Consider the following 25824-nt stretch of genomic DNA (forward strand, 5'->3'; position numbering starts at 1 on the left):
AAAGGGGGCGCCGATGAAGACGCCCCCATTCCGCATTAGATAATCTGGCAATCAGCTGTGGATCGCGCCGTCGCCGCAGGCAAGGGCAGCTTCGCGCACAGCTTCGGAATAGGTCGGGTGCGCGTGGCAGGTGAGGGCCAGATCCTCGGCTGATGCGCCGAACTCCATGGCAACGCAGACCTCGTGGATCAGATCACCGGCGCCGGGGCCGATTATGGCTGCGCCCAGGATGCGGTCGGTTTCCTTGTCCGCGATCAGTTTTACAAAACCTTCGCCCTGATGCACGGCCTTGGCGCGGCCGTTGCCCATGAAGTTGAACTTGCCGACCTTGATCTTGCGGCCCTCAGCCTTGAGCGCGTCCTCGGTGGCGCCGACGGTGGCAACCTCAGGCGTGGTGTAGACAACGCCGGGGATCACGCCATAGTTCACGTGGCCATGCTTGCCTGCGATCACCTCGGCCACGGCCATGCCTTCGTCCTCGGCCTTGTGCGCCAGCATCGGGCCTTCGATCACGTCACCGATGGCATAGATGCCTTTGACATTGGTGGCCCAGTGTGCGTCGGTGGCGATCTGGCCGCGTTCGGTCAGTTTCACCCCCAGCGCATCCAGGCCAAGCCCCTCAGCATAGGGTTTGCGGCCCGTGGCGACCAGCACCACATCGGCGTCCAGCACCTCTGCATCGCCGCCTTTCTTGGACTGGTAGGTCACCTTGGCCTTGGTTTTGGTGGTTTCGACGCCCTGCACGGCGGCGCCCATGATGAAGTTAAGGCCTTGTTTTTCAAGGATACGCTTGAAGGTGCGCTGTACGTCCTTGTCCATGCCGGGGCAGACCGCGTCCATGTACTCGACAACCGTGACCTCGGCGCCAAGGCGGGCATATACCGAGCCAAGCTCAAGCCCGATGACGCCAGCACCGATGACGACCATTTTCTTCGGCACCTTGGGCAGCTCCAGCGCGCCGGTGCTATCCACCACGATGCCCTTGTCGTTGTCGACCTCGACACCGGGCAACGAGGAGGGCACCGAGCCAGAGGCGATCACGATATTCTTGGTCTCATGCACATCGTCACCGACCTTGACCTGACCGGCAGCGGGGATCGAGGCCCAGCCTTTCAGCCAGTCTATCTTGTTCTTTTTCATCAGGAATTCGACGCCGCCAGTATTCTGGCCGATGACCTCGTCCTTGTAGGCCTTCATCTGGTCCCAGTCGACGGAGGGGCTTTTTCCTTTGAGGCCCATCTTGGCAAAATTATGCTCTGCCTCATGCAGGGAATGGGTCGCGTGCAAGAGCGCCTTGGAGGGGATACAGCCCACATTTAGGCAGGTGCCGCCAAGGGTGTCGCGCCCTTCGACGATGGCGGTCTTTAGACCCAGTTGGGCGCAGCGGATGGCGCTGACATAGCCGCCGGGGCCTGCGCCGATGATGATCACGTCATAGGAAGCCATGGGAGGTCCTTTCGTTGGAAATGAGAGAGGGGCCAGGGAGAAAACCGGGGGTGACATCCGTGCACCCCTCGTGCACCGGGCGTACACCGCCTGTGCACGGCCCTGGCCCGTGTTCGGGGATATGAGGCCGGGCGCAGACCATCAGATCAGCGCCGCGAGTAGCATCAGGACGGTGGCGAGAAAGCCGACCGACCAGACGACCGACCGCCAGGGTGTCAGGCCAAATGCATAGGCGGGCACATACAGAACCCGCGCCAGCACATAGACCCAGCCGCAGGCGGCGGTGAATTCCGTGGACTGGCCGCCAAGCGTCACCACCACGCAGGCGATCGTAAAGAGGATCAGCCCTTCGAAGTGATTGTTCAGCGCCCGTTGCAGACGACCCGCGATGCCGGTCAGCTGCACCGGCGTATCGCGCGGCCCCATGGCGACCTTGGGGCCCACCTGCCGGTTGGCGGTGATGGAATAGGCGAAGAACTGCAGAACCTGCAGCAGCGCGGCGAGTGTGAGGGCGGTGAGTTCAGGGGTCATTCTTGGCCTCTTTCATTGCTCGGCAACGCCGGGCAGCGCCCGACCCTCCCCGTCAAACCGGAGGTTTGCCTCCAGCAAAGGGGAGGGCGCTTTCGCACCCACCCAGGGTCGGGCGCTGCCCTATCTGGTGGATGATGCGTCATTGCTGCTCCAGTATCTTGCGGTCACGTTTCCAGTGAAAAATCCCGCAGAACGCCACAAAGGCCAGGATTGCACTCGGGAAGTGGATCAGGTTCTCAACCGTAAATCCGTCCATGACCGTGCTTACGAACAAATAGATGCAGTAAATGGCGAACAGGTAGATGCCCCATTTGATCTCTTTATTGAGGCTGTGGAGGAAAAAGACCAAGGGCAGGATGTAAAAGGCAGCGAGGATGGCAGAGAGCGCAAGGAGTTCGAGAAGAGAGGGGCTGGTCGCAGCGTAAGCGAATATCTGTACGCATAGCACGGCCGCTGCCAACGCGATCATCCACTGAACTGCAGTGATGGCCAGGTTCATCTCTGTCCCTCGAAACGCTAAGCGCACCCCGCCAAATAGGGGTGCGCCGCTGTTCTTATTACAGATCCATCAGCAGACGACGGGGATCTTCCAGCGCTTCCTTGACACCCACCAGGAAGGTCACAGCGCCTTTGCCATCGACGATGCGGTGGTCATAGCTGAGCGCCAGATACATCATCGGGCGGATTACCACTTCACCGTTGATGGCCATCGGGCGGTCCTGGATCTTGTGCATACCCAAGATACCCGACTGCGGCGGGTTCAGGATGGGCGAGGACATCAAGGAGCCATAGACCCCCCCGTTGGAGATGGTGAAGGTGCCGCCCTGCATCTCCGCCATGGACAGCTTGCCGTCACGAGCGCGCTTGCCCTTTTCGGCGATGGCCTTTTCGATCTCGGCAAAGGACATCGAGTCCGCATCGCGGATGACCGGAACCACAAGGCCGGTCGGCGTGCCGGCGGCAACGCCCATATGCACGAAGTTCTTGTAGACGATGTCGGTGCCGTCGATCTCGGCGTTGACCTCGGGAACCTCTTTCAGCGCATGGCAGCAGGCCTTGGTGAAGAAGGACATGAAGCCCAGGCGCACGCCGTGCTTCTTTTCGAACTCGTCCTTGTACTGTTTGCGCAGGGCCATCACCTCGGTCATGTCCACCTCGTTGTAGGTGGTCAGCATGGCGGCGGTGTTCTGACTGTCTTTCAGGCGCTTGGCAATGGTCTGGCGCAGGCGGGTCATCTTGACCCGCTCTTCGCGCGCGGCATCGTCAGCTGCGACCGGCGCACGCGGGGCGGCCGGTGCAGGGGCCGGTGCGGGGGCAGAGGCGGCAGCCGCCACGGCGCGGGCGACGTCATCCTTCATGATGCGGCCATCGCGGCCGGTGCCTTGAACGTTCGCGGCAGAGATCCCGGCTTCGGCCATGGCCTTTTCCGCCGAGGGTGCGTTGGCGATATCCTTGCCGGGGCCGCCATCGCCTGCTGGAGGCGTGCTGTATTGGCTGGCGCCTGTGTCGGTGGCAGGCTCGGCGGCGGCGGCTGCGCCAGAGCCCGAGATCACGCCGAGTTTCGCCGAGGCATCAACCGTGGTGCCTTCAGGCGCGGTGATTTCGGCCAGAACGCCAGCGACGGGGGCGGGCACCTCGACCGAAACCTTATCGGTTTCCAGCTCACAGAGCATTTCGTCCTGCGCGACCGCGTCGCCGACCTTCTTGAACCAGGTGGAGACGGTCGCCTCAGACACGGATTCACCCAGGGTGGGCACCATCACATCGGTGGAGCCGCCTGCATCGCCTGCGGGCGCAGCCGCGGCAGCGGGTGCGGCAGGCGCCGGACTCGCTGCCGCGGCTGCGGCGCCTGCCTCGGCGATTGTGGCGAGGAGCGCATCGACGCCCACGGTATCGCCTTCGCTGGCGACGATTTCGCCCAGGGTGCCGGCGGCGGGGGCGGGCACTTCGACGGTGACCTTGTCGGTCTCCAGCTCGCAAAGCATTTCATCCACGGCAACCGCATCGCCGGGCTTTTTGAACCAGGTGGCCACGGTGGCTTCGGTGACGGATTCACCCAGGGTGGGTACGCGCACTTCAGTGGTCATGTGTCTCTTCCTCAGATGCTCAGCGCTTCGTTCACAAGCGCCTCTTGCTGTGCTTTGTGTTGGCTGGCCAGGCCCGTCGCGGGCGAGGCCGATGTGGCGCGGCCGACATATGTGGGCCGGGTATGCTTGGCGCCGATGCGGGTCAGCACCCATTCGATGTTGGGTTCGATGAAGGTCCAGGCGCCTTGGTTCTTGGGCTCTTCCTGGCACCAGACGACCTCGGCATCCTTGAAGCGTTCGAGCTCCTTCACCAGGCTGATCGCCGGGAAGGGGTAATATTGTTCGATCCGCATCAGGTAGATGTCATCAATGCCGCGGGCGTCGCGCTCTTCCAGGAGGTCGTAGTAGACCTTGCCCGAGCACAGGACGACGCGCTTGATCTTGTCATCCGCGACCAGCTTGGTGTCCGAATTGCCGTGCTGCGCATCATCCCACAGCACCCGGTGGAAGCTCGACCCGGTGGTGAATTCCTCGGTCTTGCTGACGGCCAGCTTGTGGCGCAGCAGGGATTTCGGGGTCACCAGGATCAGCGGTTTGCGGAAGGTGCGGTGCAGCTGACGGCGCAGGATGTGGAAATAGTTCGCAGGCGTCGTGCAGTTGGCAACGATCCAGTTGTCCTGGCCGCACATCTGCAGGAAGCGTTCCAGACGCGCCGAGGAGTGCTCAGGTCCCTGGCCTTCGAACCCGTGGGGCAGAAGGCAGACAAGGCCCGACATCCGCAGCCATTTGCTTTCACCCGAGGAAATGAACTGGTCGAACATGATCTGCGCGCCGTTGGCAAAATCGCCGAACTGGGCCTCCCAGAGCGTCAGCGCGTTGGGTTCGGCCAGCGAATAGCCGTATTCAAAGCCCAGAACCGCATATTCCGACAGGGCGGAGTCGATCACCTCGTACTGCGACTGGCCCGCGCGGATGTTGTTGAGCGGGTAGTAGCGTTCCTCGGTGTCCTGATTGACGATGCCGGAGTGGCGCTGCGAGAAGGTGCCGCGCGTGCTGTCCTGACCGGCCAGACGCACCGGGTAGCCTTCGGTCAGAAGCGAGCCGAAGGCCAGGGCCTCACCGGTGGCCCAGTCGATGCCGCTGCCGTTTTCGAACATCTTGGCGCGGGTATCGAGGAACCGGCCAATGGTCTTGTGGACCGGGAAGCCTTCGGGCAGGCGCGTGAGGGCCGCGCCGACCTCTTCAAAGGTTTCGGGGGCGATGGCGGTCTGGCCGCGCTGGTAGTCTTCTTTCTGCTTGTCCAGATGCGACCAGCGCCCGTCCAGCCAGTCGGCCTTGTTGGGTTTGAAGTCCTTTCCGGCCTCGAACTCTTCGTTCAGCTTGGCCTGGAAGGCGGCCTTCATGTCCTCGATTTCACCCTCGGGGATCAGGCCGTCCTTGACCAGACGCTCGGTGTAAAGGCTGAGCGTGGTCTTGTGGCTCTTGATGTTCTTGTACATGAGCGGGTTGGTGAACATGGGCTCATCGCCCTCGTTGTGACCAAACCGGCGGTAGCAGAACATGTCGATGACCACGTCCTTGCCGAACTTCTGGCGGAACTCGGTCGCGACCTTGGCCGCGTGCACCACCGCTTCGGGATCGTCGCCGTTGACATGGAAGATCGGTGCCTCAACCACCAGAGCGTTGTCGGTGGGATAGGGCGAGGAGCGCGAGAAATGCGGCGCGGTGGTGAAACCGATCTGGTTGTTCACCACGATATGGATGGTGCCGCCGGTCTTGTGACCGCGCAGACCCGACAGGGCGAAACACTCCGCCACGACGCCCTGGCCGGCAAAGGCCGCATCGCCGTGCAGCAGGATCGGCAGAACCTTGGTGCGGCTGGCGTCATTTTTCTGGTCCTGCTTGGCGCGGACCTTGCCCAGCACAACCGGGTTCACCGCCTCCAGGTGCGAGGGGTTGGCGGTCAGCGACAGGTGCACCTCGTTGCCGTCGAATTCACGGTCGGAGGACGCGCCAAGGTGATATTTCACATCGCCCGATCCATCCACGTCTTCGGGCTTGAAGCTGCCGCCCTGAAATTCGTTGAAGATGGCGCGGTAGGGTTTTTGCATCACATTGGCCAGAACCGACAGACGGCCCCGGTGCGGCATGCCGATGACGATTTCTTCGACACCGAGGTTGCCGCCGCGCTTGATGATCTGCTCCATCGCCGGGATCAGGCTTTCGCCGCCATCAAGGCCAAAGCGTTTGGTGCCCATGTATTTGACATGCAGGAATTTCTCGAACCCTTCGGCCTCGACCATCTTGTTCAGGATCGCCTTGCGGCCCTCGCGGGTGAACTGGATTTCTTTGCCAAAGCCCTCGATCCGTTCCTTCAGCCAGGAGGACTGTTCGGGATCGGAAATGTGCATGTACTGCAGTGCGAAGGTGCCGCAATAGGTGCGCTTCACGATGTCCACGATCTGCCGCATCGAGGCGACCTGAAGCCCCAGAACGTTGTCGATGAAGATCGGGCGATCCATATCGGCATCCATGAAGCCGTAGGTCTTTGGGTCCAGCTCGGGATGCGGCGTGTCGGCGCGCATGCCCAGCGGGTCCAGATCAGCGGCCAGATGGCCCCGGATCCGATAGGCGCGGATCAGCATCAGGGCGCGGACCGAGTCCAGCACCGCGCGCTGGATTTGCTCGTCCGAGACCTCGACACCGGCCTTCGCGGCCTTTTCGGCGATCTTCTTGCCTGCGGCCTTGGTTTCCACCGGCGCGGGCCATTCGCCGGTCAGGGCGGCGGTCAGATCGTCATTCGGCGCTGGCGGCCAGTCGCCCCGCGCCCAGGAGGGGCCTGCGGCCTCGGCCTTTACGTCAAGGTCTGCATCGCCCATCTGGCGGAAGAACTCGGCCCAGGCGGCATCCACCGCGCTGGGGTCATTGGCATACTGGGCGTAAAGCTGCTCCAGATACTCCGCATTGTGTCCCTGCATGAAGGAGGACGCATGGAAGAGATCGTTGGGGCTTTGTTCGGTCATTTGGGTGCCTCTTGTGGGTTCGGACCGTTTACATCGTGACCTTCGGTCATTCGGGGCAGACTGGCGCTTGGAGGTTTCCGAAAGGTGAAACCGGGGCGGGACTCTGCTGCAAAAGCCGCCCAAGGGGCCGCCTTTGCAACACAGTCCGGGTGGAAGGTGAGGGAAGGTGAGAAAAACACCGCCGAGCGCAAATGCGGCGCAGCGCCCGACCATCCGCAAGGGAAGGTCGGGCGCTGCCCGTGGCTGATATGATCAGCCGTAGGCATCTTAGCCCAGCTCGATCGCTTTCAGCACCGCTTCACCGAGGCCCGCGGGGCTGTCGGCGACCACGATACCGGCCGATTTCATGGCTTCGATCTTGTCCTCGGCGCCGCCCTTGCCGCCGGCGACAATCGCGCCCGCGTGGCCCATGCGGCGGCCCGGAGGGGCGGTGCGGCCCGCGATGAAGCCAGCGGTCGGCTTCCAGCGGCCCTTTTTCTTCTGCTCGGCGAGGAAGGCGGCTGCTTCCTCTTCGGCAGAGCCGCCGATCTCACCGATCATGATGATCGAGGTGGTCTCGTCATCGTCCAGGAACATGTCGAGCACGTCGATATGCTCGGTGCCCTTGATGGGGTCACCGCCGATGCCAACCGCAGAGGACTGGCCAAGGCCGATATCGGAGGTCTGTTTCACGGCTTCATATGTAAGGGTGCCGGACCGGCTCACAACACCCACGCTCCCGCGTTTGTGAATGTGGCCGGGCATGATGCCGATCTTGCAGGCGTCGGGCGTGATGACACCGGGGCAGTTCGGGCCGATGAGGCGCGATGCAGAGCCTTCCAGCGCGCGCTGCACCTTCATCATGTCCAGAACCGGGATGCCTTCGGTGATGCAGACGATCAGTTCCATCTCGGCATCGATGGCTTCAAGGATCGAGTCCGCTGCAAAGGGGGGCGGCACGTAGATGACGGATGCGTTGGCTTCGGTCACATGCTTGGCTTCGTGGACCGAATTGAAGACCGGCAGGTCAAGGTGGGTCTGACCACCCTTGCCGGGGGTCACGCCGCCGACCATCTTGGTGCCATAGGCGATGGCCTGTTCAGAGTGAAAGGTGCCCTGCGAGCCGGTGAAGCCCTGACAGATGACCTTGGTGTTTTCGTCGATGAGGACTGCCATTTGGCGTTCTCCTTAGAATTCTGAGCTTTGGGGAAAGGTGGGTTGTCACCCACCCCAAGGATTAGCCTTTGACGGCTTTCACGATCTTCTCGGCGCCGTCGGACAGGTTGTCTGCCGCGATCACGTCAAGGCCGGAGGTGTTGATGATCTCCTTGCCCGCTTCGACGTTGGTGCCTTCCAGACGCACGACCAGCGGAACCTTGAGGCCGACTTCCTTCACCGCAGCGACAACGCCCTCGGCGATGACGTCGCAGCGCATGATGCCGCCGAAGATGTTCACCAGGATGCCTTTGACGTTGGGGTCAGAGGTGATGATCTTGAAGGCCTCGGTCACTTTCTCCTTGGTGGCGCCGCCACCCACATCAAGGAAGTTCGCAGGCTCAGCGCCATACAGCTTGATGATGTCCATGGTGGCCATCGCCAGACCCGCACCGTTCACCATGCAGCCGATCTCACCGTCCAGCGCGATGTAGTTCAGGTCGTACTTGGAGGCTTCGAGCTCTTTGGGGTCTTCCTCGGTGGTGTCGCGCAGCTCGGCGATATCGGCGTGGCGGTAGACCGCGTTGCCGTCGAAACCGACCTTGGCGTCCAGCACCTTGAGGTTGCCGTCGTCAGAGATGATCAGCGGGTTGATCTCCAGCATCTCCATGTCTTTTTCGACGAAGGCCTTGTAGAGCTGACCCATCAGCTGCACGCACTGCTTGACCTGCGCGCCCTTGAGGCCCAGCGAAAACGCGATGCGGCGGCCGTGGAAGGCCTGATAGCCGGTTGCGGGGTCAACCGAGAAGGACAGGATCTTTTCCGGGGTGGCTGCCGCGACTTCTTCGATGTCCATGCCGCCCTCGGTGGAGCAGACAAAGGAAATGCGCGAGGTCTGGCGATCCACCAGAAGCGCCAGGTAGAGTTCAGTCTCGATGCCGGAGCCGGCCTCGATGTAGATGCGGTTGACCTGCTTGCCCGCCGGGCCGGTCTGGTGGGTCACAAGGGTGCGGCCCAGCATCTTCTTGGCTTCCTCGGCGGCTTCCTCCACCGATTTGGTCAGGCGCACGCCGCCTTTTTCACCGGCGTCGGCTTCCTTGAAGGAGCCCTTGCCGCGGCCACCTGCGTGGATCTGCGCCTTGACAACCCAAAGCGGGCCGTCAAGCTCACCTGCGGCGGTTTTGGCTTCGTCTGCTTTCAGCACAACACGCCCGTCCGATACCGGAGCGCCATAGCTGCGCAAAAGGGCCTTGGCCTGATATTCGTGGATGTTCATGAGAAACTGTCCCGTCTGGCTAATTTTGTCTTTGGTATAACGCCGTCATAGGACAAAGGATTAAAGGGTTTTCTCACGCACGTCGGGGAAATGATGAAGATTTTTCGGTTTTGTGATCACACGTTTGAGGGCTGTGATCACAAAAGTGCCCAAAGGCTGCGTGATTCGTACAACCGCTAAATTTGTCAGCAAACTTGAGGGATGGCGGCCTGTGTCGGTTGCCTGTCAATGAAAAAGGGGGCTGACAACATGTCGCCCCCTCGATCTGCGCATGATTTATTCAGGCGCGCGGATCGGCCTCTCACGCTGTCTGGACACGTTGCTTTGGGTCAGCGGGGAGGCCGCGCCACAGCAGGGCCACGGCTGCAAGGCCCAAAAGCCATTCGACCCCCGTAACCGCAACCAGCGTCGTGTCGGGAGTGCCGTCAAAGGCGAGGCTTGCGATCCGCCCCAGCCCGTAACCGAGATAGACCAGGGCCGAAAGCTGCAGCGCGGGGCGCGCGGAGCGCGGGTTAAGGGTCGCCGCGCCGACAAAAAGCCCGGACAACAGCAGCAACATGCCGCCCGCGCGCAGGTCCGAGCGGATCATCACGGCAGCGGGCAGGTCCTGTCCCGAGCTGGCATAGAGCACCTCTGGCGCAAAGCTGAGAAAGGCTCCGACAAGCAAAAGCACGGCGGCGGAAAGGAAAAGATAGGGTTTCACAAGATGGGACATGACATGACTCACTTTACACTGTGTAAGGTTGCTGATTTGATGCCGCAAAATCTTACACTGCGTCAAGGAAAATCTTACACTATGTCAAATAAGCGCTCGCAAACCCGCCATCTGCTGCTCGAAACGGTGCTGGAATTGCTGCTGGCGCCCGAAGGTTCCCCCTTGCGGATGATCGATGTGGCCCGCGCCGCAGGGGTCACCCGGCAGACGGTCTATGATCATTTCGCAAACCGCTCGGAGATGCTGATCGCGGCGATCCTGCATTTCGGGGATGGGCTAAAGATCGACGCCCGGCTGGCCCCCAGCCGCACCGCGCCGGACGGCAAAAGCCGTCTTGAGGCCTACACCCGCGCGATGCTGGAGTTCTACCCGGAGATCTACCCGCTGAAACAGGCGCTGATGGCGATGGGGCAGGGCGATGAAGAGGCCAAATCCGCCTGGGCCAACCGCATGGGCGCCATGAAGGAAGGCTGCCGGGCGGCAGTGGATGCCCTACAGGCCGACGGGGATCTGCTCGATCATTTGACGGCGGAGCGGGCGGCGGATCTGTATCTCGCGCTTTTGAACATGGACAGTTGGGCGGCCTGCGTGTTGGACAGTGGCTGGAGCGCCGAGGAGTACCTGGCGGAAATGCAGCGGGTGATTGCCTTGGCGCTGGTCAAAGGCTGAGCGCGAAAGAAAAGGTCATGACTGAGAACCAATGGTCCTCTTTGTGCCCATTAGTTCTCAACAATTAGGTTCTTTTCATACCATGGGATGTCGGATCAAAGCCTTTGGGAAACTTGGTTTCCTTGTCATATTCTGCACCATCAAGCGTGGCTTGATTCAGTATTGCTCCTGTAAAGTCGGCGCCTTGTAGTTGCGAGCGGCCACCGAGACTGTCTTTGCCAAGATCAGCCCCGCGAAAATTCGCGCCAACACAAGAGGCTTGTGTTAGGTCAACACCCCGAAGGTTGGCGTTTTCAAAATTTGCGCCATCCAGATGCGCCATAAAAAGGCCCGCCCAGTACAAATCTGCATTCTTGAAGCTAGCACCTCCAAGTTGCGCTCCATACAGGTACGCACCGTTCCAGGAAACGCCCTCAAACTGAGTTTTGCCTTGGGGTACAGTGTATACCTTCAAGACCGCGCCAAATTCATCCAGTATCTGAACTTCGTCTTGCATCGTACCATTGGGGCCTCAGAAGATGAGTATCTGAGGTTTCTCATAACGAAGTGGGCAAGAGGTAGCCAAGTCTTTTGGCGGCTGTTCAACGTTCAACGGCAGCGATGTCCCGCACAGCTGACGAGCAAAATCTGCTGACATGACCAAAGAAAAAGGGCCCGGAGGACCGGACCCTTTTGCAAATCGCCTGAGGCTGGGTTTACGCCAGCGAGGCGTCGATGCCCTTGCAGGCTTCGACCAGGCCCTGAACGGCCTTGACGGAGGTGTCGAACATCTCCTGCTCGGCCTTGTTCAGCTTGATGTTGACGATCTTCTCGATGCCGCCTGCGCCGATCACGGTGGGCACGCCCACATACATGTCCTTGACGCCGAGGTCGCCGTCGCAATAGGCGGCGCAGGGCAGGACGCGCTTCTGGTCTTTCAGGTAAGCTTCGGCCATTTCGATCGCCGAGGTCGCCGGCGCATAGAAGGCGGAACCTGTTTTCAAGAGGCCCACGATCTCGGCGCCACCGTCACGGGTGCGCTGAACGATGGCGTCCATCTTTTCCTGCGTGGTCCAGCCCATTTCAACCAGGTCGGGCAGCGGGATACCGGCAACGGTGGAGTAGCGCACCGAAGGCACCATGGTGTCGCCGTGGCCGCCCAGAACGAAGGCGGTGACGTCTTTCATGGAGACGTTGAATTCTTCGGCCAGGAAGTGGCGGAAGCGGGCGGAGTCCAGAACGCCGGCCATGCCGCAGACCTTGTGCGCGGGCAGGCCCGAGAATTTCTGCAGCGCCCAGACCATCGCGTCCAGCGGGTTGGTGATGCAGATGACAAAGGCGTCGGGGGCGTTGTCGCGGATGCCTTCGCCAACGGATTTCATGACTTTCAGGTTGATGCCCAGAAGGTCGTCGCGGCTCATGCCCGGCTTGCGCGGCACGCCTGCAGTCACGATGCAGACGTCTGCGCCCGCGATATCGGCATAATCCTGGGTGCCTTTCAGCGAGGCGTCAAAGCCTTCGGAGGGGCCGGATTCCGCGATGTCCAGCGCCTTGCCTTCCGGGGTGCCTTCGGCAATGTCGAACAGAACGACGTCGCCGAGTTCTTTCAGAGCTGCAAGATGGGCAAGGGTGCCACCGATCTGACCTGCGCCGATAAGGGCGATTTTGGGTCGTGCCATGGGATTTCTCTCCGGTCCGGTTGAATTTGCAGCGATGCCTAAGCCTTTGCGGGGCTTCGCGCAAGTGTTCTGCACTGCAGCGCGACCGGAATGCGCCTTGTTTGTGTTTTCGAACCCGGGAAAAATGGTTTTGAATTAAGGGAGTTCCACAGCGTGCAGAGTCTCGAAGCCGACCTTGTGTTTTTCGCTTTTGCGGTACCTGCGGTGGTTTTCGCGGGGGTGTCGAAAGGAGGCTTCGGGTCGGGGGCGGCCTTTGCCAGCGCGTCGATTCTGGCCCTTATTATTGAGCCAGGTCAGGCGCTTGCGCTGATGTTGCCGCTTTTGATGCTGATCGATGTTGCTGCGCTGCGGCCCTATTGGCGGCGTTGGAGCAGCAAGGAAGCTGCAGTGCTGATCCTTGGCGGCATTCCCGGCGTTGCTCTCGGGGCCTGGCTTTTTTCGGCTCTTGATGCAGATGCAATGCGGCTAATGATCGGCACGCTCTCTGTCGCCTTTGTGATTTGGCAGATGCGGGGGCACCTTGGCTTTTCCTTGCAGGCGGGCCGTGTGTTGCCAGGCTGGGCAGGGGCGCTTGCCGGGGGTGTCGGTGGGTTCACAAGCTTTGTCAGCCATGCGGGCGGGCCACCGGTGGCCGTTTATCTGCTGAGCAAGAAGCCATCAAAAACCGAATACCAGGCCACCACGGTTCTGGTGTTCTGGGTACTCAATCTCGCAAAGGCCATACCCTATGCAGGCCTTGGTTTGTTCAGCATCGAAACCCTTAGGCTGGACCTGCTGCTGGCGCCTTTCGCCCTTTTGGGCACATGGTTGGGTGTGCGGCTGCACCATAGCATACCCGAACGGCTGTTCTTTGCCGTGGCCTATGTCCTGCTGACGTTGACCGGAGTGAAACTGATCTGGGACGGTCTGACATGATCGCCTTGGAAAGGGCCGCCACGTGGGCGGTCCACTCCAGACGTTCGGTCAGGGTGCGATCAGGGTCGCTCTGATCAGGCGTCGTTGTCCGTGCTGGGCAGGGCCTCTGCCAGAGCCTCATACGACTGGCCAGAGGCCATCAGGCAGGTCAGTCCATTGGGCATTGTAACGGTGATCGTCCAGGTGCCTGATTCTGTCGAAGCGAAGGTTTCCATCACCATGCCCTGGCCGCCAAGGCCAATGCTCTGGCGGCTTTCGCCGTATTTCTCTGCCAGTCGCTCCACCACGACTTCCCGCGGGGCGCAGTTGCGGCCCTGTGCGAAGGACTGGGTTGCGGTCAGTGCCAGAACGGCCAGACCTACTGTAGCTTTGAACATCGTCTTCTTCATGGGTTTTACCCTTTCCCGAACGGCCAGACCTGTTCAGAGGCAGCAAGCTGCACCTGTCCGAAGTCCCTTTTGTGGGCCGGTTTGATTGACGTAATCGTTATGCGGGCCTTTGGCCCAGAGCCTTGCCAAGGATCGAATGGATCGGTGGCGTTTGTATGGACCGTCCTGGCCCCCGGTCAGTCAGAGTCTTGGCTGTTCCGGATCGACTGCTCGATAGAAAAACTGTGCCAAATAGGTGCTGACAAGTGGTTAATGCTGTGCACACTCATGATTCGGCTGAGATTTCAAGGCGATTCTTTGTGAAAATTTTGCGATTCGGGCTGCCTTTTTGTGCGTTTCTGCGCTGCAGCAGGAAACCTCTTGAAAGTTTCTGGTCGAATCTATACCGGTTTGCGCAACAAAATGACTTGGAGGCTCTAAATGGACCCGCGCACTCGTCCCTATCGTTCGGTTCTTTACATTCCCGGCTCAAAACCGCGGGCGCTGGAAAAGGCCCGGACCCTGCCGGTGGATGCGGTGATCTTTGATCTGGAAGATGCCGTATCGGTCGAGGAAAAGGAGAACGCGCGCGGCACCCTGGCCGAGGCATTGGCCACCGGTGGCTATGGCGCTCGCGTGCGGATCGTGCGGATCAACGGGCTTGATACCCAGTGGGGCCGCGCTGATGCGGAGGCCGCCGCAAAGATGGACTGTGATGCGATCCTTCTGCCCAAGGTCTCTTCCCCTGCCGATCTGGACGCCCTGGCCGAACTCACCGGCGACAAGCCGCTCTGGGCGATGATGGAAACCCCGCGCGGCATGCTGAATGCGGCGGCGATCGCGGCCCATCCGAAACTGCAGGGCATGGTGATGGGCACCAACGACCTGGCCAAAGAGCTGCAGACCCGCTTTCGCCCCGACCGGTTGCCGATGATGGCCGGGCTGGGCCTGTGCCTGCTGGCCGCCAAGGCGGAAGGCAAGATCATCGTCGATGGCGTATACAATGCCTTCAAGGACGACGAAGGGCTGAAAGTGGAATGCGATCAGGGCCGTGATATGGGCTTTGACGGCAAGACGTTGATTCACCCGGCGCAGGTCGATGTGACCAATACCGCATTTGCGCCGTCGGACGCCGAGATCGACCTTGCCCGCCGCCAGATCGCTGCCTTTGAAGAGGTCGAAGCCTCGGGACAGGGCGTTGCGGTTGTCGATGGCAAGATCGTCGAGAACCTGCACGTTGTGACGGCGCGGGAGATTCTTGCAAAAGCGGATGCAATCGCAGCCATTTCAGCCTAGGAGTTAACGGAGTTAACATCTGTTAGGAGACTGATATGGCACTTCTGGTCCTAGGCATCCTGTTGTGGTGGGGGGCGCATATGTTCAAGCGCCTCGCCCCCGCGTCTCGGGCGTCCCTTGGGGACAAGGGCAAGGGCATCGTTGCACTGGGTATTGTGCTTGGCATCGTTCTTATGGTGCTGGGCTATCGCGCCACCGAGTTCATTTACGTCTGGGCGCCGCCAACCTTCATGGTGCATATCAACAACCTGCTGGTTCTGATTGCGATCTACATGATGTCACCGGCCCCGAAGAAAGGCGCGCTTCTGTCGGGGATGCGCCACCCGATGCTGACGGGTTTTGCGCTTTGGGCGCTTGCGCATCTTCTGGTCAATGGGGATCTGGCCTCGATCGTGCTGTTCGGCGGCTTGCTGCTTTATGTGCCGGTTCAAATCATGCTGATCAACAAGGCTGAACCCAACTGGACCCCCGGCCCCAAAGGCAGCATCGCCAAGGACGGCATGTTTTTTGTCGGCTCGATCATCCTTCTGGGTGTGATCGGCTACATCCACGGGCTGATCGGCCCCTCACCATTTCCGGGATAACTGAGCCATGAAACTCTATCGTTTCCTGAGTGAAGACGACACCTCTGCCTTTTGTCACAAGGTGACTGATGCGCTGAACAAGGGATGGGAGCTTTATGGCTCCCCCACCCAGACCTTTGACCCGGTCAAGGGCATCATGCGTTGCGGTCAATCCGTGGTGAAAGAGGTGGAAGGCACCTACACACCTGACACAAAACTAGGAGAGCACTGATGGCAAAGACCACAGCTGCGAAAACCAATCCGGGACGCTTTTTCGAAGACTACAAGGTGGGGGATGTGATCGCCCACGCGGTGCCGCGCACCGTTTCGGGGGGCGAGCGGGCGCTCTATCATGCGCTCTATCCGGCGCGGCACGCGCTTTATTCCTCGGATGAATTTGCACGCGGCTGTGGTCTGCCCGGCTCGCCCATCGATGATCTGGCAGCCTTCCACATCGTCTTTGGCAAGACGGTGCCGGATATCTCGCTCAATGCCGTCGCGAACCTTGGCTATGCCGAGGGGCGCTGGCTCTTGCCGGTCTATGAGGGGGACACGCTGCGTTCGGAATCCGAGGTGATCGGCGTCAAGCAGAACTCCAACGGCAAATCGGGGGTCGTTTACGTGCGCACCCGTGGGCTGAACCAGAACGACGAGGTCGTGATGGAGTACGTGCGCTGGGTGATGGTGCGCAAGAACAACCTCGATGCGCCTGCGCCGGAAACCGTGATCCCCGAACTCAGCAAGGTGATCCCGGCCTCGGATCTGAAAATCCCCGGCGGTCTTGATTTCAGCGGTTACGACTTCACTCTCGCCGGTGAACCCCACCGCTGGGGTGATTACGAGGTGGGCGAGACCATCGACCATGTCGATGGCGTCACCGTCGAAGAGGCTGAGCATATGCTGGCCACCCGCCTGTGGCAGAACACCGCCAAGGTGCATTTCGACGCCACCGCGCGCCCCGACGGCACCCGGCTGATTTATGGCGGTCACGTGATCTCCATGGCGCGGGCACTCTCGTTCAACGGTCTGGCAAATGCGCAGATGATCGTCGGTCTCAACGGCGGTGCGCATGCGAACCCGTGCCTGTCGGGCACCACCATCCGCGCCTGGTCCGAGGTGCTGGACAAGGCCGATACCGAGGCCCCCGGCGTTGGCGCCATCCGCCTGCGCCTGGTCGCCACCAGCGGCGGCGAACCTTTCGCGCTGAAGGGCGAAGACGGCAAATACCTGTCCGACGTTCTCTTGGATCTTGATTATTGGGCCTTGATGCCCAAGTGACCTGCCAATGTTCGACGCCCTTTGCCATGTGGGGGGAGGGGCGCCGCACAGCCGAACGCTGTGTAGATTGCGGTCATTTTGACGGCAAAGCGGACCAAAGGGTCCGGAAACGTGATTCTGTATATTTTTAGGCATCTGCGGTTTTGTGATCACTTATCCAAGCGGTGTGATCACAAACCTCGGCTTTTCTGCACCGCAGTGTAAATATGGCGCGATTTTTACCACTCGTTTGCGTGACAGCGCGCAAAAAACCGCTAAAACGTGGTCAGCTAACCGGAAAGGAGCCAACATGGCCGATGTAAATCGGGGCAATCGCCCGCTTTCGCCGCATCTGTCGATCTACCGCCCGCAGATCACCTCTGTCACCTCGATCCTGACGCGGATCACAGGCAATGCCCTGATCGTGACCGCGCTGCTGGTTGTCTGGTGGTTCCTCGCTGCGGCGACCTCTGCTGAATACTTTGCAATTGCCAACGCGGTGCTGACCAGCTGGTTCGGGGATCTGGTCCTCAGCTTGTCGGTTCTGGGCATGTGGTATCACCTTCTGGCAGGTGTGCGTCACCTGATCTGGGACAACGGCAGGATGATGGACCTGGAGCCCGCGCAGAAGCTGGGTTGGATCGTCATCATCGGCTCGGTCGTCCTGACCGCCATCACCCTTATCATCGTCTAAGCCAGGGGAGATAAAGCTATGCGTTATCTGACCGACCGCAAGCGCGCCATTGGCATGGGCGCGGCCAAATCCGGAACCGAGCATCACTGGTCGATGCAGGTCAGCTCGGTTGCCCTGCTGATCCTGGTGCCGCTGTTCATCTTCACCTTCGGCTCGGCGCTGGGCGGATCCTATGAGGATATCACCGCTTATTACGCGCGTCCCTTCCCGGCGATCGTCGCCGCGCTGACCATCTGGGTTGGCATGATGCACTTCAAATCGGGTGCGCAGATCATGCTTGAGGATTACGTCCACGGCTTCAAGGGCCGTCTGGCGATCATCCTGATGACCTGCCTGTCCTATGCCGTCGCCGTGACCGGGGTTTATGCCCTCGTCCGCCTGGCCCTTTAATCCCCGAGGTTTCCAATGGCTGCTTACGAATACGAAACACACGAATATGACGTGGTCGTGGTGGGTGCCGGTGGTGCCGGTCTGCGCGCCACCCTCGGCATGGCCGAACAGGGTCTGCGGACCGCCTGCGTGACCAAGGTTTTCCCGACCCGCTCGCACACCGTTGCGGCGCAGGGCGGTATCGCCGCCTCGCTGTCCAACATGGGCCCGGACCACTGGCAGTGGCACATGTATGACACCGTCAAGGGCTCGGACTGGCTGGGTGACACCGACGCGATGGAATACCTCGCCCGTGAAGCGCCCAAGGCGGTTTACGAGCTGGAGCATTACGGCGTGCCCTTCTCCCGTACCGAGGAAGGCAAGATCTACCAGCGTCCCTTTGGTGGTCACACTACCGAATTCGGTGAAGGTCCCGCCGTTCAGCGCACCTGCGCCGCGGCCGACCGCACCGGCCACGCCATCCTGCACACGCTTTATGGTCAGAGCCTCAAGAACAACGCCGAGTTCTACATCGAGTATTTTGCCATCGACCTCATCATGTCCGAAGACGGGCAGTGCCAGGGCGTTGTCTGCTGGAAGCTCGACGATGGCACCATGCATGTCTTCAACGCCAAGATGGTCGTGCTGGCCACCGGCGGTTACGGCCGTGCCTACTTCAGCGCCACTTCGGCCCACACCTGCACCGGCGACGGTGGTGGCATGGTGGCTCGTGCAGGCCTGCCGCTGCAGGACATGGAGTTCGTGCAGTTCCACCCGACCGGCATCTACGGCTCGGGCTGCCTGATCACCGAAGGCGCGCGCGGCGAAGGCGGCTATCTGACCAACTCCGAAGGCGAACGTTTTATGGAGCGTTATGCGCCCCAGTATAAAGACCTCGCCCCGCGCGACTATGTCTCCCGCTCCATGACCATGGAAATCCGCGAAGGGCGCGGTGTGGGTGAACATGGCGATCACATTCACCTGAACCTGTCGCACCTGCCGCCCGAAGCCCTGGCCGAACGCCTGCCGGGCATCTCGGAAAGCGCCAAGATCTTTGCCGGTGTCGATGTCACCAAAGAGCCGATCCCGGTTCTGCCGACGGTGCATTACAACATGGGCGGCATTCCCACCAACTATTGGGGCGAAGTGCTGAACCCCACCGCCGAAGATCCCACCGCCGTGGTGCCGGGTCTGATGGCCGTGGGCGAAGCGGGCTGTGCCTCGGTGCACGGTGCCAACCGTCTGGGCTCCAACTCGCTCATTGACCTTGTGGTCTTCGGTCGCGCCGCTGCGATCCGTGCGGGCAAGGTGGTGAACCCCGAGACCTCGAACCCCGAGCTGAACCAGTCCCAGATCGACAAGGCGTTTGACCGCTTTGACGGGCTGCGCAACGCCAATGGCGGCATCCCGACCGCCGATCTGCGTCTGGAAATGCAGCGTACTATGCAATCCGATGCGGCAGTCTTCCGCACCTCGGAGACCATGGCCGAAGGTGTCGAGAAGATGACCGCAATTGCCGCGAAAATGGATGACGTCAAGGTCACCGATCGTTCGCTGGTGTGGAACTCTGACCTGATGGAAACGCTGGAGCTGACCAACCTGATGCCGAACGCGTTGGCCACGATCGTCGGCGCCGAAGCCCGCAAGGAAAGCCGCGGTGCCCATGCGCATGAGGATTTCACCACCCGTGACGACGAAAACTGGCGTGTCCACTCGGTTGCCCGCGTCGAAGGCAACAAGGTGGACCTCAGCTATCGTCCGGTGATCGTCGATCCGCTCACCACCGAGGACGAAGGTGGCATCAGCCTCAAGCGCATCGCGCCCAAGGCGCGGACCTTCTAAGGCCGAAGACGCGATGGGTCATGCCACATATCATTCGCGTGCTGCAGCGCCTCTCCTGATGGAGGGGCGACTGCTTGCGCGTGGGGATATGTGGGCCTGCAAGGTGGAGGGCATCTGATGTCTTTCGCGACGCAACAGGCCCACAGTGCATGGAAGCCCCTTGGGATCGTTCCCGGTGTTGCCCTGCGCCTTTTTGGTATGCGCCGTTCGGGCAACCATGCCATCGTGGGGTGGATGCAGCGCAATGCCCCCGGTGGGCGCTCCGTCTTTCTCAACAACTGCAAGCCCGGACAGGATCCGTTCCGCAGCTTTCGGGGGATCGAGGTCAATGGCACCCATGCTCCACAGCATAAAGCGATGCGGAATATGGCATCGGTGACGGGCGAAGCGGGTGACGGCGCGCTGCTGGTGATGTCCTATGAGGATACGTCGCCGGCGGAGTTCACCGGCGAGCGGCAGGTGTCGGGCGGCTTTGATGAAAGCGCTCTGAGCCGCAACGTGCTGATCTATCGCAGTTTCCTCAACTGGGCGGCCTCGCTTCTGAAGAAGATGCAGGGCAATCCCAGCTACAGCCTGGTGCGCCGCAATGCCATCCTGCTGCGCGCCATGGACACGTACACTCGCCTTTTGGGCATGGTGGAGATGGCCAAGGAACTGGCCGTCACCTGCATCTCTTATGATCGCTGGTGCCGCGACGAGGCTTATCGCGCGGATCTGCTGGCCGAACTGGGCCTGAAGGCGCAGGACAACGGCCTTGGTGCGGTGCAACCCTATGGCGGTGGCTCGTCCTTCCAGAAGGACGCCAAGGGCGCCGAGGATCTTCAGACCGATCAGCGCTGGCGGCAGATGGCGACGGACGCCGAATACCAGTCGGTTCTGCACCTAGCCGCGCGTGACGAGGCGCTGACCGACCGGCTGTCGCGGCTATTCCCAACGGATGCGGCGCTACTGGCCGGTGTCGCGGCCCAAACCCCAATGATGCGCGGAGGGCTGGCATGATGGCCCCCGCTCCAATGAACGCAAGCGCCCCCTTGGGCGCAGCACTCGCTTTCCGGCAGGGCATTTCCCCGTCGCCGGTTCATCCGATCTCCTGTCTGCAGGCACCGCTTCGGTCCCTGACGATGGGCGGCTAAGCAAGGAGACAGATCTATGGTCGAATTCGCACTTCCGAAAAACTCCAAGATCACCACGGGTAAGACGTGGCCCAAGCCTGAAGGCGCAACCAACGTCCGCAAGTTCCAGATCTATCGCTGGAACCCGGATGACGGCAAGAACCCGCAGGTGGACACCTATTTCCTGGACATGGACAAATGCGGTCCCATGGTTCTGGACGCGCTGATCAAGATCAAGAACGAGATTGACCCGACGCTGACCTTCCGCCGCTCCTGCCGCGAAGGCATCTGTGGCTCCTGCGCGATGAACATCGACGGGATCAACACGCTGGCCTGTATCTACGGCCTGGATGAGATCAAGGGCGACGTGAAGATCTACCCGCTGCCGCATATGCCGGTGGTGAAGGACCTCATTCCGGATCTCACCCACTTCTATGCCCAGCATGCTTCGATCATGCCCTGGCTCGAAACCAAGACCAACCGCCCCGCGAAAGAGTGGAAACAGTCCATTGAGGACCGCAAGAAACTGGACGGTCTTTATGAATGCGTGATGTGCGCCAGCTGCTCTACCTCCTGCCCAAGCTACTGGTGGAACGGTGACCGGTACCTCGGCCCCGCCGCGCTGCTGCACGCCTACCGCTGGATCATCGACAGCCGGGACGAGGCCACGGGCGAGCGTCTGGATCAGCTCGAAGACCCGTTCAAGCTCTATCGCTGCCACAGCATCATGAACTGCGCCAAGACCTGCCCCAAGGGTCTGAACCCGGCCAAGGCGATCTCCCACATCAAGCAGATGATGGTCGAACGCGCCGTCTGATCCGGGATCGGATCTGCCAGAGTTGCCGCCGCGACGGGTATCCCGCCGCGGCGGTTTTTTTGTTTGGCGGCAAGGCTTTCCCGAGCCCTGCATTTTTCGCATGGCGAGACTGCGATAAGTCCCCCTGCAAAGGACATCCGGGCGGGACTATCTTCATCGGCAAGGGAGGAAGCATCCTGAAGAAAGGAAATGTTTCCATGACAAACGTCGTCACTCACGCTGCCAAAAGAACCGAAGAAAAAGCCGCCGCCGCTTTGCAGGATCTGGAACAGGCTTGGGCCTATTACATGCCAACACCGCTGCCTCAGCCGGTGAAGGAGCAACCGACGCTCGGCTATGCTCCGTATTACGAGGCCGCCTGACAACCGGCAGCAAGGCCAGGTCTCCTTCCATTGATACAGCTGCGCGCTGCCGTTAGACAGCGCGCATGCCTATTCTGCTTCTGATCCTTCTGGCCGGTGTTTTTGCCTATTTCATCTGGCGCCGCAGCACATCCACGCTGAGCCGCAATTGCCGTTGGCGCGCCGAGCGCAGCAAGCGCCAGTGGCGCTGCACCTATTGCGGTGCCGTGCAGCCCGGCGAGGCGCAACCGCGCCACTGTTTGAACCCTGCACGATCAGGCAGGGCAGGGCGCTGACGAGGGTCTCCCGCCCACTCCATGACAGCCACAGGCTGCCGGTCGCGGTTGGGCGTAGCGCCGCGCAAAGCGCGGCGCTACGCCCAAGGCGGACGGGGGCATCTTTGATGCACCCAGGAAGGCGCGGGAGCCTCCCGTTTTGCGGTGGTAAAAAAAGATGAGTCCGGGTGCAGAAAACCTCTTGCACGACTCGAAACTTTGCCCGATATGCGCGTTCAAGACGCCAACGCACGCGCCTCTGTCGAAAGGGCTAACAGCCCTAGGGTTACGTAGCGACGGTAACGTCTCTGATTGAAGTGAGCGGTCATATATGGCCGGGTCTTTTGGAGATGACCATGAACGCAAACGTCACCGGGCAAATCGCCCGCGATTGTGAAGTCGTACCCCCAGCACGCCACATCGAGTATATCGCGAACACCGGTTTCGCACGTCCGACCCTGGTGATCGACGGCGCAGCCGTGACACGCCAGTACGAGTCTCTGGCCCGTGGTCTGGGCCGGGCGCGCATCCATTATGCGGTGAAGGCCAACCCCGAAGCTGCCCTGCTACGCCGTCTGGTGCGTTCGGGGGCGAACTTTGATGCCGCCAGCCGTGCCGAGATCGAAATGTGCCTGGCCGCCGGAGCTGCGCCGCATCAGATCACCTTTGGCAACACCATCAAACGCCCTGCCGACATCGCCTTTGCTCATGAGATCGGCATTCGCCACTTTGCGGCCGACGCGGTGGAGGAGTTGGAGAAACTGGCAGAACACGCCCCCGGCGCCCATGTCTGCATCCGCCTGTTGGTTGATGCAACCGGCGCTGACTGGCCGCTCAGCCGCAAGTTCGGCTGCACCCCCGAAATGGCGCTGTTGCTGATGGCGCGCGCCCGCGATCTGGGCCTTGTCGCCGATGGGCTGTCCTTCCACGTCGGCTCGCAAACCCGCGATCCGATGATGTGGGGCGCGACGCTGGATCAGGTTCATGCGGTCTGGGAAGCGGCCAAGGAAGCAGGCCACTCCATGCGCCTTTTGAACATCGGCGGTGGTTTTCCGGCGTCTTATGTCAATACCGTGATGGGACCGACCGACTACGCCCGCGCCGTGATGATGCAGGTGAACGCCCGTTTTCCCGATGCGGTTGAGGTGATGGCAGAGCCGGGCCGTGGCCTTGTGGCCGAGGCCGGTGCCATCGTGGCCGAGGTGCTGCTGGTCTCCAAAAAGCACGAGGATGATCTACACCGTTGGGTATACCTCGATATCGGCAAATTCTCAGGGCTGGCCGAAACCATGGATGAGGCGATCCGCTACCGCATCACCACCGACCGGGATCACGAGACCACCGGCCCCTGCGTTCTGGCCGGCCCGTCGTGTGACAGCGCCGATGTGCTTTATGAAAAGCAGCCCTACCAGCTCCCTCTGGGCCTTAGGGGCGGTGACCGCGTGGTGATCCATGCCTGCGGCGCCTATACTTCGACCTATGCTTCGGTCGGGTTCAACGGCTTTCCGCCGCTGGATGTGGTGGTGATCTGAGTGGCACGGCTCAGCAAAATTTGAAGACAGCAAAGGCGTTCGGGACTTGTGCCCGGGCGCCTTTGGTTTTTTTTATGGTCCCAGGATTGTTTGCGGCATTGAAATCCGGTCAGAGGCCGGATAGCGCCAACCCCTCCCCCATGGGAGAGCGTTTTCGCCCCCACGCGAGGGGTCTCAGGCGCTGCCGTCAGAAGAATTGGAGCAGAGCATGACATTTGATGTTGCCCAACATCCCGCGCCCCCGGACGCGGAAAACCGCAAGGCCATCAGGCCAGTGATCTGCTACCCGAACGAGACCCTGCCGGTGCCGGACCTGTCCTTGTACCGGGCAGCGCGGCAGGGCGCTGAAAAGACCGGCGAGGTGCTGGTCCCGCCCCGTGATGCTGCCTGTTTCGAGGTACCGGCCGGGCATTTCTTTCGCATTTCCTCGGTCGAAGGGGCGCAGGTGGGGGATCTGAACCTGTGGAACCTCAAGGATTTGTCGGAGCGGTTCTACTCCGGCAAGAGCCGCGCGCTGCATGGCACCCACCTGACCACCGGCGAGCGGATGTGGTCGAGCTTTCCGCATTTGCGCCCCATGGCGACCATCATCGACGATACGCTGGACTGGTACGGGATGGATGAATTCGGCGGTTCGGTTCACGATGTGATCGGCACCCGCTGTGATCCCTATACCGGCAACCTATTGGCAGGCAGCCAGTATCATCACTGCTGCCATTCAAACCTGACGCGGGCGCTGGCCGATCACCTGGGAGTGAGCTTGGACGAGGCGGAACCCCATGTGCACGATGTGCTCAACGTCTTCATGTGCACGGGGTTCACCCGTGATACAGGGCAGTATTTCATGAAGGCCAGCCCGGTGCGCCCCGGCGACTATCTGGAATTCTTTGCTGAAATCGACATCCTGGGCGCGCTGAGTGCATGCCCTGGAGGGGATTGCTCGTCCGAGCACTCCAGCGACACCGCCGCTTGTCATCCGCTGTTGGTGGAGATCTTTGCCCCGGCCGACGGCGATCTGGAAGGTTGGAACAGACCCGCGCCAAACGGATACGACCGCAGCCACGGCCGGTGAGAGGCGCGGCACCGGGGTGCTCCCGCGCCTTTGCGTGGCCCTTTGGGGCCGCACAAAGCCTTGGGCCCGGCAGCGCGCGGACGCGCGCTGCGTCACCGCAGGTTGCAGCCAATGCAAAAACGGGCAACGGAGTGTTTCCGCTGCCCGCTCTGTATTGTGATAGTGGTCTGTCGGCCGGGGTCAGCTGAAAGCGGCTTCCAGCGCGATTTCCACCATGTCGCCAAAGCTGCGTTCACGCTGGTCCGAGGGCAGGGCCTCTCCGGTCAAGAGGTGGTCGGAGACAGTCAGCACCGCCAGTGCCCGGCAGCCATAGCGGGCAGCCAGAGTATATAGCTCGGCGGCTTCCATTTCGACACCCAGAATTCCGTGGCGGACCATCTGTTCGTTCAGGTCGGGCCGCTCGTCGTAAAAGGTATCGGAGGAATAAATGCCGCCGACATGAGTTGCGACATCGCGTTTGCCTGCCGCTTCGGATGCGGCTTTCAAAAGGGACCAATCCGCGCAGGGCGCGTAATTCACCTCTTTGAACATCGTCGCCGAAGGTGAGCCTGCGGTGGTCGCGGTCATTGCAAGAATGACATCGCGCACGGCCACTGATTTCTGCATGCCGCCGCAAGAACCGATCCGGATCAGCGTTTTTGCGCCAAAATCCCGGATCAATTCATTGGCATAAATCGAAAGCGAGGGCATTCCCATGCCGCTGCCCTGAATTGTAACCGGGTTGCCATTCCAGGTGCCGGTATAGCCCAGCATTCCGCGCACTTCATTTACAAGGCGCGCATCCCGCAAAAACGTCTCTGCAGCCCATTTTGCGCGATAAGGGTCGCCGGGCATGAGTACCGTTTCGGCGATATCGCTCTTTTCGGCACCGATATGGATTGTCATTGACGCT

The 25824-nt window shown here is 61.0% G+C and carries 27 protein-coding genes; 15 read left to right on the plus strand and 12 right to left on the minus strand.

What is annotated here, in order from left to right; genetic code table 11:
- Positions 1 to 51: 51 nt before the first annotated feature.
- From lpdA to INS80_RS10375, 8 genes are all read right to left on the minus strand, one after another.
- Positions 52 to 1446, minus strand: coding sequence for a dihydrolipoyl dehydrogenase (lpdA, locus tag INS80_RS10340; protein ID WP_192965556.1), 1395 nt, complete (start codon positions 1444 to 1446; stop codon positions 52 to 54).
- Between the two features lie 141 nt (positions 1447 to 1587).
- Positions 1588 to 1977, minus strand: coding sequence for an MAPEG family protein (locus tag INS80_RS10345; RefSeq protein WP_192965557.1), 390 nt, complete (start codon positions 1975 to 1977; stop codon positions 1588 to 1590).
- A 139-nt stretch (positions 1978 to 2116) separates the two neighbouring features.
- The gene (locus tag INS80_RS10350; protein ID WP_192965558.1) at positions 2117 to 2476 is read right to left on the minus strand and encodes a hypothetical protein; all 360 of its coding nucleotides are present in this window, start codon (positions 2474 to 2476) and stop codon (positions 2117 to 2119) included.
- 58 nt (positions 2477 to 2534) lie between these two features.
- Positions 2535 to 4064, minus strand: a complete 1530-nt coding sequence (gene odhB / locus INS80_RS10355) for a 2-oxoglutarate dehydrogenase complex dihydrolipoyllysine-residue succinyltransferase (RefSeq protein ID WP_192965559.1) — start codon at positions 4062 to 4064, stop codon at positions 2535 to 2537.
- Positions 4065 to 4075: 11 nt separating this feature from the next.
- Entirely contained in the window at positions 4076 to 7027 is a 2952-nt protein-coding gene (locus tag INS80_RS10360) for a 2-oxoglutarate dehydrogenase E1 component (RefSeq protein ID WP_192965560.1), read from the minus strand.
- A 267-nt stretch (positions 7028 to 7294) separates the two neighbouring features.
- The gene (gene sucD / locus INS80_RS10365) at positions 7295 to 8182 is read right to left on the minus strand and encodes a succinate--CoA ligase subunit alpha (RefSeq protein WP_192965561.1); all 888 of its coding nucleotides are present in this window, start codon (positions 8180 to 8182) and stop codon (positions 7295 to 7297) included.
- A gap of 61 nt (positions 8183 to 8243) precedes the next feature.
- Positions 8244 to 9437: an ADP-forming succinate--CoA ligase subunit beta gene (gene sucC / locus INS80_RS10370; RefSeq protein ID WP_192965562.1), complete on the minus strand. Its 1194-nt coding sequence runs from the start codon at positions 9435 to 9437 to the stop codon at positions 8244 to 8246.
- Positions 9438 to 9738: 301 nt separating this feature from the next.
- Positions 9739 to 10152, minus strand: a complete 414-nt coding sequence (locus INS80_RS10375; protein ID WP_192965563.1) for a DUF4345 domain-containing protein — start codon at positions 10150 to 10152, stop codon at positions 9739 to 9741.
- Positions 10153 to 10233: 81 nt separating this feature from the next.
- On the opposite strand from INS80_RS10375, the gene INS80_RS10380 reads away from it, so the two are divergent.
- Positions 10234 to 10821: a TetR/AcrR family transcriptional regulator gene (locus INS80_RS10380; protein ID WP_192965564.1), complete on the plus strand. Its 588-nt coding sequence runs from the start codon at positions 10234 to 10236 to the stop codon at positions 10819 to 10821.
- 64 nt (positions 10822 to 10885) lie between these two features.
- Here the strand turns inward: INS80_RS10380 and INS80_RS10385 are convergent, their stop codons facing one another.
- Both INS80_RS10385 and mdh read right to left on the minus strand, forming a co-directional pair.
- Positions 10886 to 11317 carry a pentapeptide repeat-containing protein gene (locus INS80_RS10385; RefSeq protein ID WP_192965565.1) on the minus strand — a complete coding sequence of 144 codons (432 nt, stop codon included), beginning with the start codon at positions 11315 to 11317 and terminating at the stop codon, positions 10886 to 10888.
- 199 nt (positions 11318 to 11516) lie between these two features.
- Entirely contained in the window at positions 11517 to 12479 is a 963-nt protein-coding gene (gene mdh / locus INS80_RS10390) for a malate dehydrogenase (protein WP_192965566.1), read from the minus strand.
- Between the two features lie 153 nt (positions 12480 to 12632).
- Here mdh and INS80_RS10395 point away from each other — a divergent pair, with 153 nt between their 5' ends.
- A complete protein-coding gene (locus tag INS80_RS10395; RefSeq protein WP_369411390.1) occupies positions 12633 to 13394 on the plus strand; it encodes a sulfite exporter TauE/SafE family protein in 762 nt (253 codons plus the stop codon).
- 74 nt (positions 13395 to 13468) lie between these two features.
- Here the strand turns inward: INS80_RS10395 and INS80_RS10400 are convergent, their stop codons facing one another.
- Positions 13469 to 13783, minus strand: coding sequence for a hypothetical protein (locus INS80_RS10400; protein WP_192965568.1), 315 nt, complete (start codon positions 13781 to 13783; stop codon positions 13469 to 13471).
- A 420-nt stretch (positions 13784 to 14203) separates the two neighbouring features.
- Between INS80_RS10400 and INS80_RS10405 the strand changes: the two genes are divergently transcribed.
- The 13 genes from INS80_RS10405 (at position 14204) to INS80_RS10465 (ending at position 24932) form a co-directional block, all read left to right on the plus strand.
- The gene (locus tag INS80_RS10405) at positions 14204 to 15058 is read left to right on the plus strand and encodes an HpcH/HpaI aldolase/citrate lyase family protein (RefSeq protein WP_192965569.1); all 855 of its coding nucleotides are present in this window, start codon (positions 14204 to 14206) and stop codon (positions 15056 to 15058) included.
- Between the two features lie 35 nt (positions 15059 to 15093).
- The gene (locus INS80_RS10410) at positions 15094 to 15642 is read left to right on the plus strand and encodes an NnrU family protein (protein WP_192965570.1); all 549 of its coding nucleotides are present in this window, start codon (positions 15094 to 15096) and stop codon (positions 15640 to 15642) included.
- 7 nt (positions 15643 to 15649) lie between these two features.
- Positions 15650 to 15853, plus strand: a complete 204-nt coding sequence (locus tag INS80_RS10415) for a DUF1737 domain-containing protein (protein ID WP_065272517.1) — start codon at positions 15650 to 15652, stop codon at positions 15851 to 15853.
- On the plus strand, positions 15853 to 16899 hold the full coding sequence (locus INS80_RS10420) for a MaoC family dehydratase (protein ID WP_192965571.1): 1047 nt from the start codon (positions 15853 to 15855) through the stop codon (positions 16897 to 16899). The genes INS80_RS10415 and INS80_RS10420 overlap by 1 nt, the downstream gene beginning before the upstream one ends.
- 289 nt (positions 16900 to 17188) lie before the next feature.
- Complete coding sequence (gene sdhC / locus INS80_RS10425) at positions 17189 to 17572, plus strand: succinate dehydrogenase, cytochrome b556 subunit (protein ID WP_192965572.1); 384 nt, start codon at positions 17189 to 17191, stop codon at positions 17570 to 17572.
- An 18-nt stretch (positions 17573 to 17590) separates the two neighbouring features.
- On the plus strand, positions 17591 to 17962 hold the full coding sequence (sdhD, locus tag INS80_RS10430) for a succinate dehydrogenase, hydrophobic membrane anchor protein (protein WP_192965573.1): 372 nt from the start codon (positions 17591 to 17593) through the stop codon (positions 17960 to 17962).
- 15 nt (positions 17963 to 17977) lie between these two features.
- Positions 17978 to 19783: a succinate dehydrogenase flavoprotein subunit gene (gene sdhA / locus INS80_RS10435; protein WP_192965574.1), complete on the plus strand. Its 1806-nt coding sequence runs from the start codon at positions 17978 to 17980 to the stop codon at positions 19781 to 19783.
- Positions 19784 to 19900: 117 nt separating this feature from the next.
- Positions 19901 to 20782 carry a hypothetical protein gene (locus tag INS80_RS10440; protein ID WP_192965575.1) on the plus strand — a complete coding sequence of 294 codons (882 nt, stop codon included), beginning with the start codon at positions 19901 to 19903 and terminating at the stop codon, positions 20780 to 20782.
- 150 nt (positions 20783 to 20932) lie between these two features.
- Entirely contained in the window at positions 20933 to 21712 is a 780-nt protein-coding gene (locus INS80_RS10445; RefSeq protein WP_192965576.1) for a succinate dehydrogenase iron-sulfur subunit, read from the plus strand.
- A 197-nt stretch (positions 21713 to 21909) separates the two neighbouring features.
- A complete protein-coding gene (locus INS80_RS10450) occupies positions 21910 to 22074 on the plus strand; it encodes a hypothetical protein (protein ID WP_192965577.1) in 165 nt (54 codons plus the stop codon).
- Positions 22075 to 22139: 65 nt separating this feature from the next.
- Positions 22140 to 22349, plus strand: coding sequence for a hypothetical protein (locus tag INS80_RS10455; RefSeq protein ID WP_192965578.1), 210 nt, complete (start codon positions 22140 to 22142; stop codon positions 22347 to 22349).
- Between the two features lie 329 nt (positions 22350 to 22678).
- On the plus strand, positions 22679 to 23860 hold the full coding sequence (locus tag INS80_RS10460) for a type III PLP-dependent enzyme (protein ID WP_192965579.1): 1182 nt from the start codon (positions 22679 to 22681) through the stop codon (positions 23858 to 23860).
- A 208-nt stretch (positions 23861 to 24068) separates the two neighbouring features.
- On the plus strand, positions 24069 to 24932 hold the full coding sequence (locus tag INS80_RS10465; protein ID WP_192965580.1) for an urea carboxylase-associated family protein: 864 nt from the start codon (positions 24069 to 24071) through the stop codon (positions 24930 to 24932).
- Positions 24933 to 25112: 180 nt separating this feature from the next.
- Here INS80_RS10465 and deoD read toward each other — a convergent pair whose 3' ends face one another.
- Positions 25113 to 25817 (minus strand): purine-nucleoside phosphorylase, encoded by a 705-nt coding sequence (gene deoD, locus INS80_RS10470; RefSeq protein WP_192965581.1) that lies wholly within the window; start codon positions 25815 to 25817, stop codon positions 25113 to 25115.
- Positions 25818 to 25824: the final 7 nt, after the last annotated feature.

This window comes from Phycobacter azelaicus (assembly GCF_014884385.1).
GTDB lineage: Bacteria > Pseudomonadota > Alphaproteobacteria > Rhodobacterales > Rhodobacteraceae > Phycobacter > Phycobacter azelaicus.

Bases quoted from the DNA above. Each gene is read 5' to 3' on its own strand.
- sdhD (WP_192965573.1), top strand. From the start codon at position 17,591: ATGCGTTATCTGACCGACCGCAAGCGCGCCATTGGCATGGGCGCGGCC.
- INS80_RS10450 (WP_192965577.1), top strand. From the start codon at position 21,910: ATGACAAACGTCGTCACTCACGCTGCCAAAAGAACCGAAGAAAAAGCC.
- INS80_RS10380 (WP_192965564.1), top strand. From the start codon at position 10,234: ATGTCAAATAAGCGCTCGCAAACCCGCCATCTGCTGCTCGAAACGGTG.
- INS80_RS10465 (WP_192965580.1), top strand. From the start codon at position 24,069: ATGACATTTGATGTTGCCCAACATCCCGCGCCCCCGGACGCGGAAAAC.
- INS80_RS10440 (WP_192965575.1), top strand. From the start codon at position 19,901: ATGTCTTTCGCGACGCAACAGGCCCACAGTGCATGGAAGCCCCTTGGG.
- odhB (WP_192965559.1), bottom strand. From the start codon at position 4,064: ATGACCACTGAAGTGCGCGTACCCACCCTGGGTGAATCCGTCACCGAA.
- INS80_RS10345 (WP_192965557.1), bottom strand. From the start codon at position 1,977: ATGACCCCTGAACTCACCGCCCTCACACTCGCCGCGCTGCTGCAGGTT.
- INS80_RS10400 (WP_192965568.1), bottom strand. From the start codon at position 13,783: ATGAAGAAGACGATGTTCAAAGCTACAGTAGGTCTGGCCGTTCTGGCA.
- sucC (WP_192965562.1), bottom strand. From the start codon at position 9,437: ATGAACATCCACGAATATCAGGCCAAGGCCCTTTTGCGCAGCTATGGC.
- INS80_RS10360 (WP_192965560.1), bottom strand. From the start codon at position 7,027: ATGACCGAACAAAGCCCCAACGATCTCTTCCATGCGTCCTCCTTCATG.
- INS80_RS10410 (WP_192965570.1), top strand. From the start codon at position 15,094: ATGGCACTTCTGGTCCTAGGCATCCTGTTGTGGTGGGGGGCGCATATG.
- INS80_RS10455 (WP_192965578.1), top strand. From the start codon at position 22,140: ATGCCTATTCTGCTTCTGATCCTTCTGGCCGGTGTTTTTGCCTATTTC.
- INS80_RS10375 (WP_192965563.1), bottom strand. From the start codon at position 10,152: ATGTCCCATCTTGTGAAACCCTATCTTTTCCTTTCCGCCGCCGTGCTT.
- mdh (WP_192965566.1), bottom strand. From the start codon at position 12,479: ATGGCACGACCCAAAATCGCCCTTATCGGCGCAGGTCAGATCGGTGGC.
- deoD (WP_192965581.1), bottom strand. From the start codon at position 25,817: ATGACAATCCATATCGGTGCCGAAAAGAGCGATATCGCCGAAACGGTA.
- lpdA (WP_192965556.1), bottom strand. From the start codon at position 1,446: ATGGCTTCCTATGACGTGATCATCATCGGCGCAGGCCCCGGCGGCTAT.
- sdhA (WP_192965574.1), top strand. From the start codon at position 17,978: ATGGCTGCTTACGAATACGAAACACACGAATATGACGTGGTCGTGGTG.
- sdhC (WP_192965572.1), top strand. From the start codon at position 17,189: ATGGCCGATGTAAATCGGGGCAATCGCCCGCTTTCGCCGCATCTGTCG.
- INS80_RS10420 (WP_192965571.1), top strand. From the start codon at position 15,853: ATGGCAAAGACCACAGCTGCGAAAACCAATCCGGGACGCTTTTTCGAA.
- INS80_RS10405 (WP_192965569.1), top strand. From the start codon at position 14,204: ATGGACCCGCGCACTCGTCCCTATCGTTCGGTTCTTTACATTCCCGGC.
- INS80_RS10350 (WP_192965558.1), bottom strand. From the start codon at position 2,476: ATGAACCTGGCCATCACTGCAGTTCAGTGGATGATCGCGTTGGCAGCG.
- INS80_RS10460 (WP_192965579.1), top strand. From the start codon at position 22,679: ATGACCATGAACGCAAACGTCACCGGGCAAATCGCCCGCGATTGTGAA.
- INS80_RS10415 (WP_065272517.1), top strand. From the start codon at position 15,650: ATGAAACTCTATCGTTTCCTGAGTGAAGACGACACCTCTGCCTTTTGT.
- INS80_RS10445 (WP_192965576.1), top strand. From the start codon at position 20,933: ATGGTCGAATTCGCACTTCCGAAAAACTCCAAGATCACCACGGGTAAG.
- INS80_RS10385 (WP_192965565.1), bottom strand. From the start codon at position 11,317: ATGCAAGACGAAGTTCAGATACTGGATGAATTTGGCGCGGTCTTGAAG.
- sucD (WP_192965561.1), bottom strand. From the start codon at position 8,182: ATGGCAGTCCTCATCGACGAAAACACCAAGGTCATCTGTCAGGGCTTC.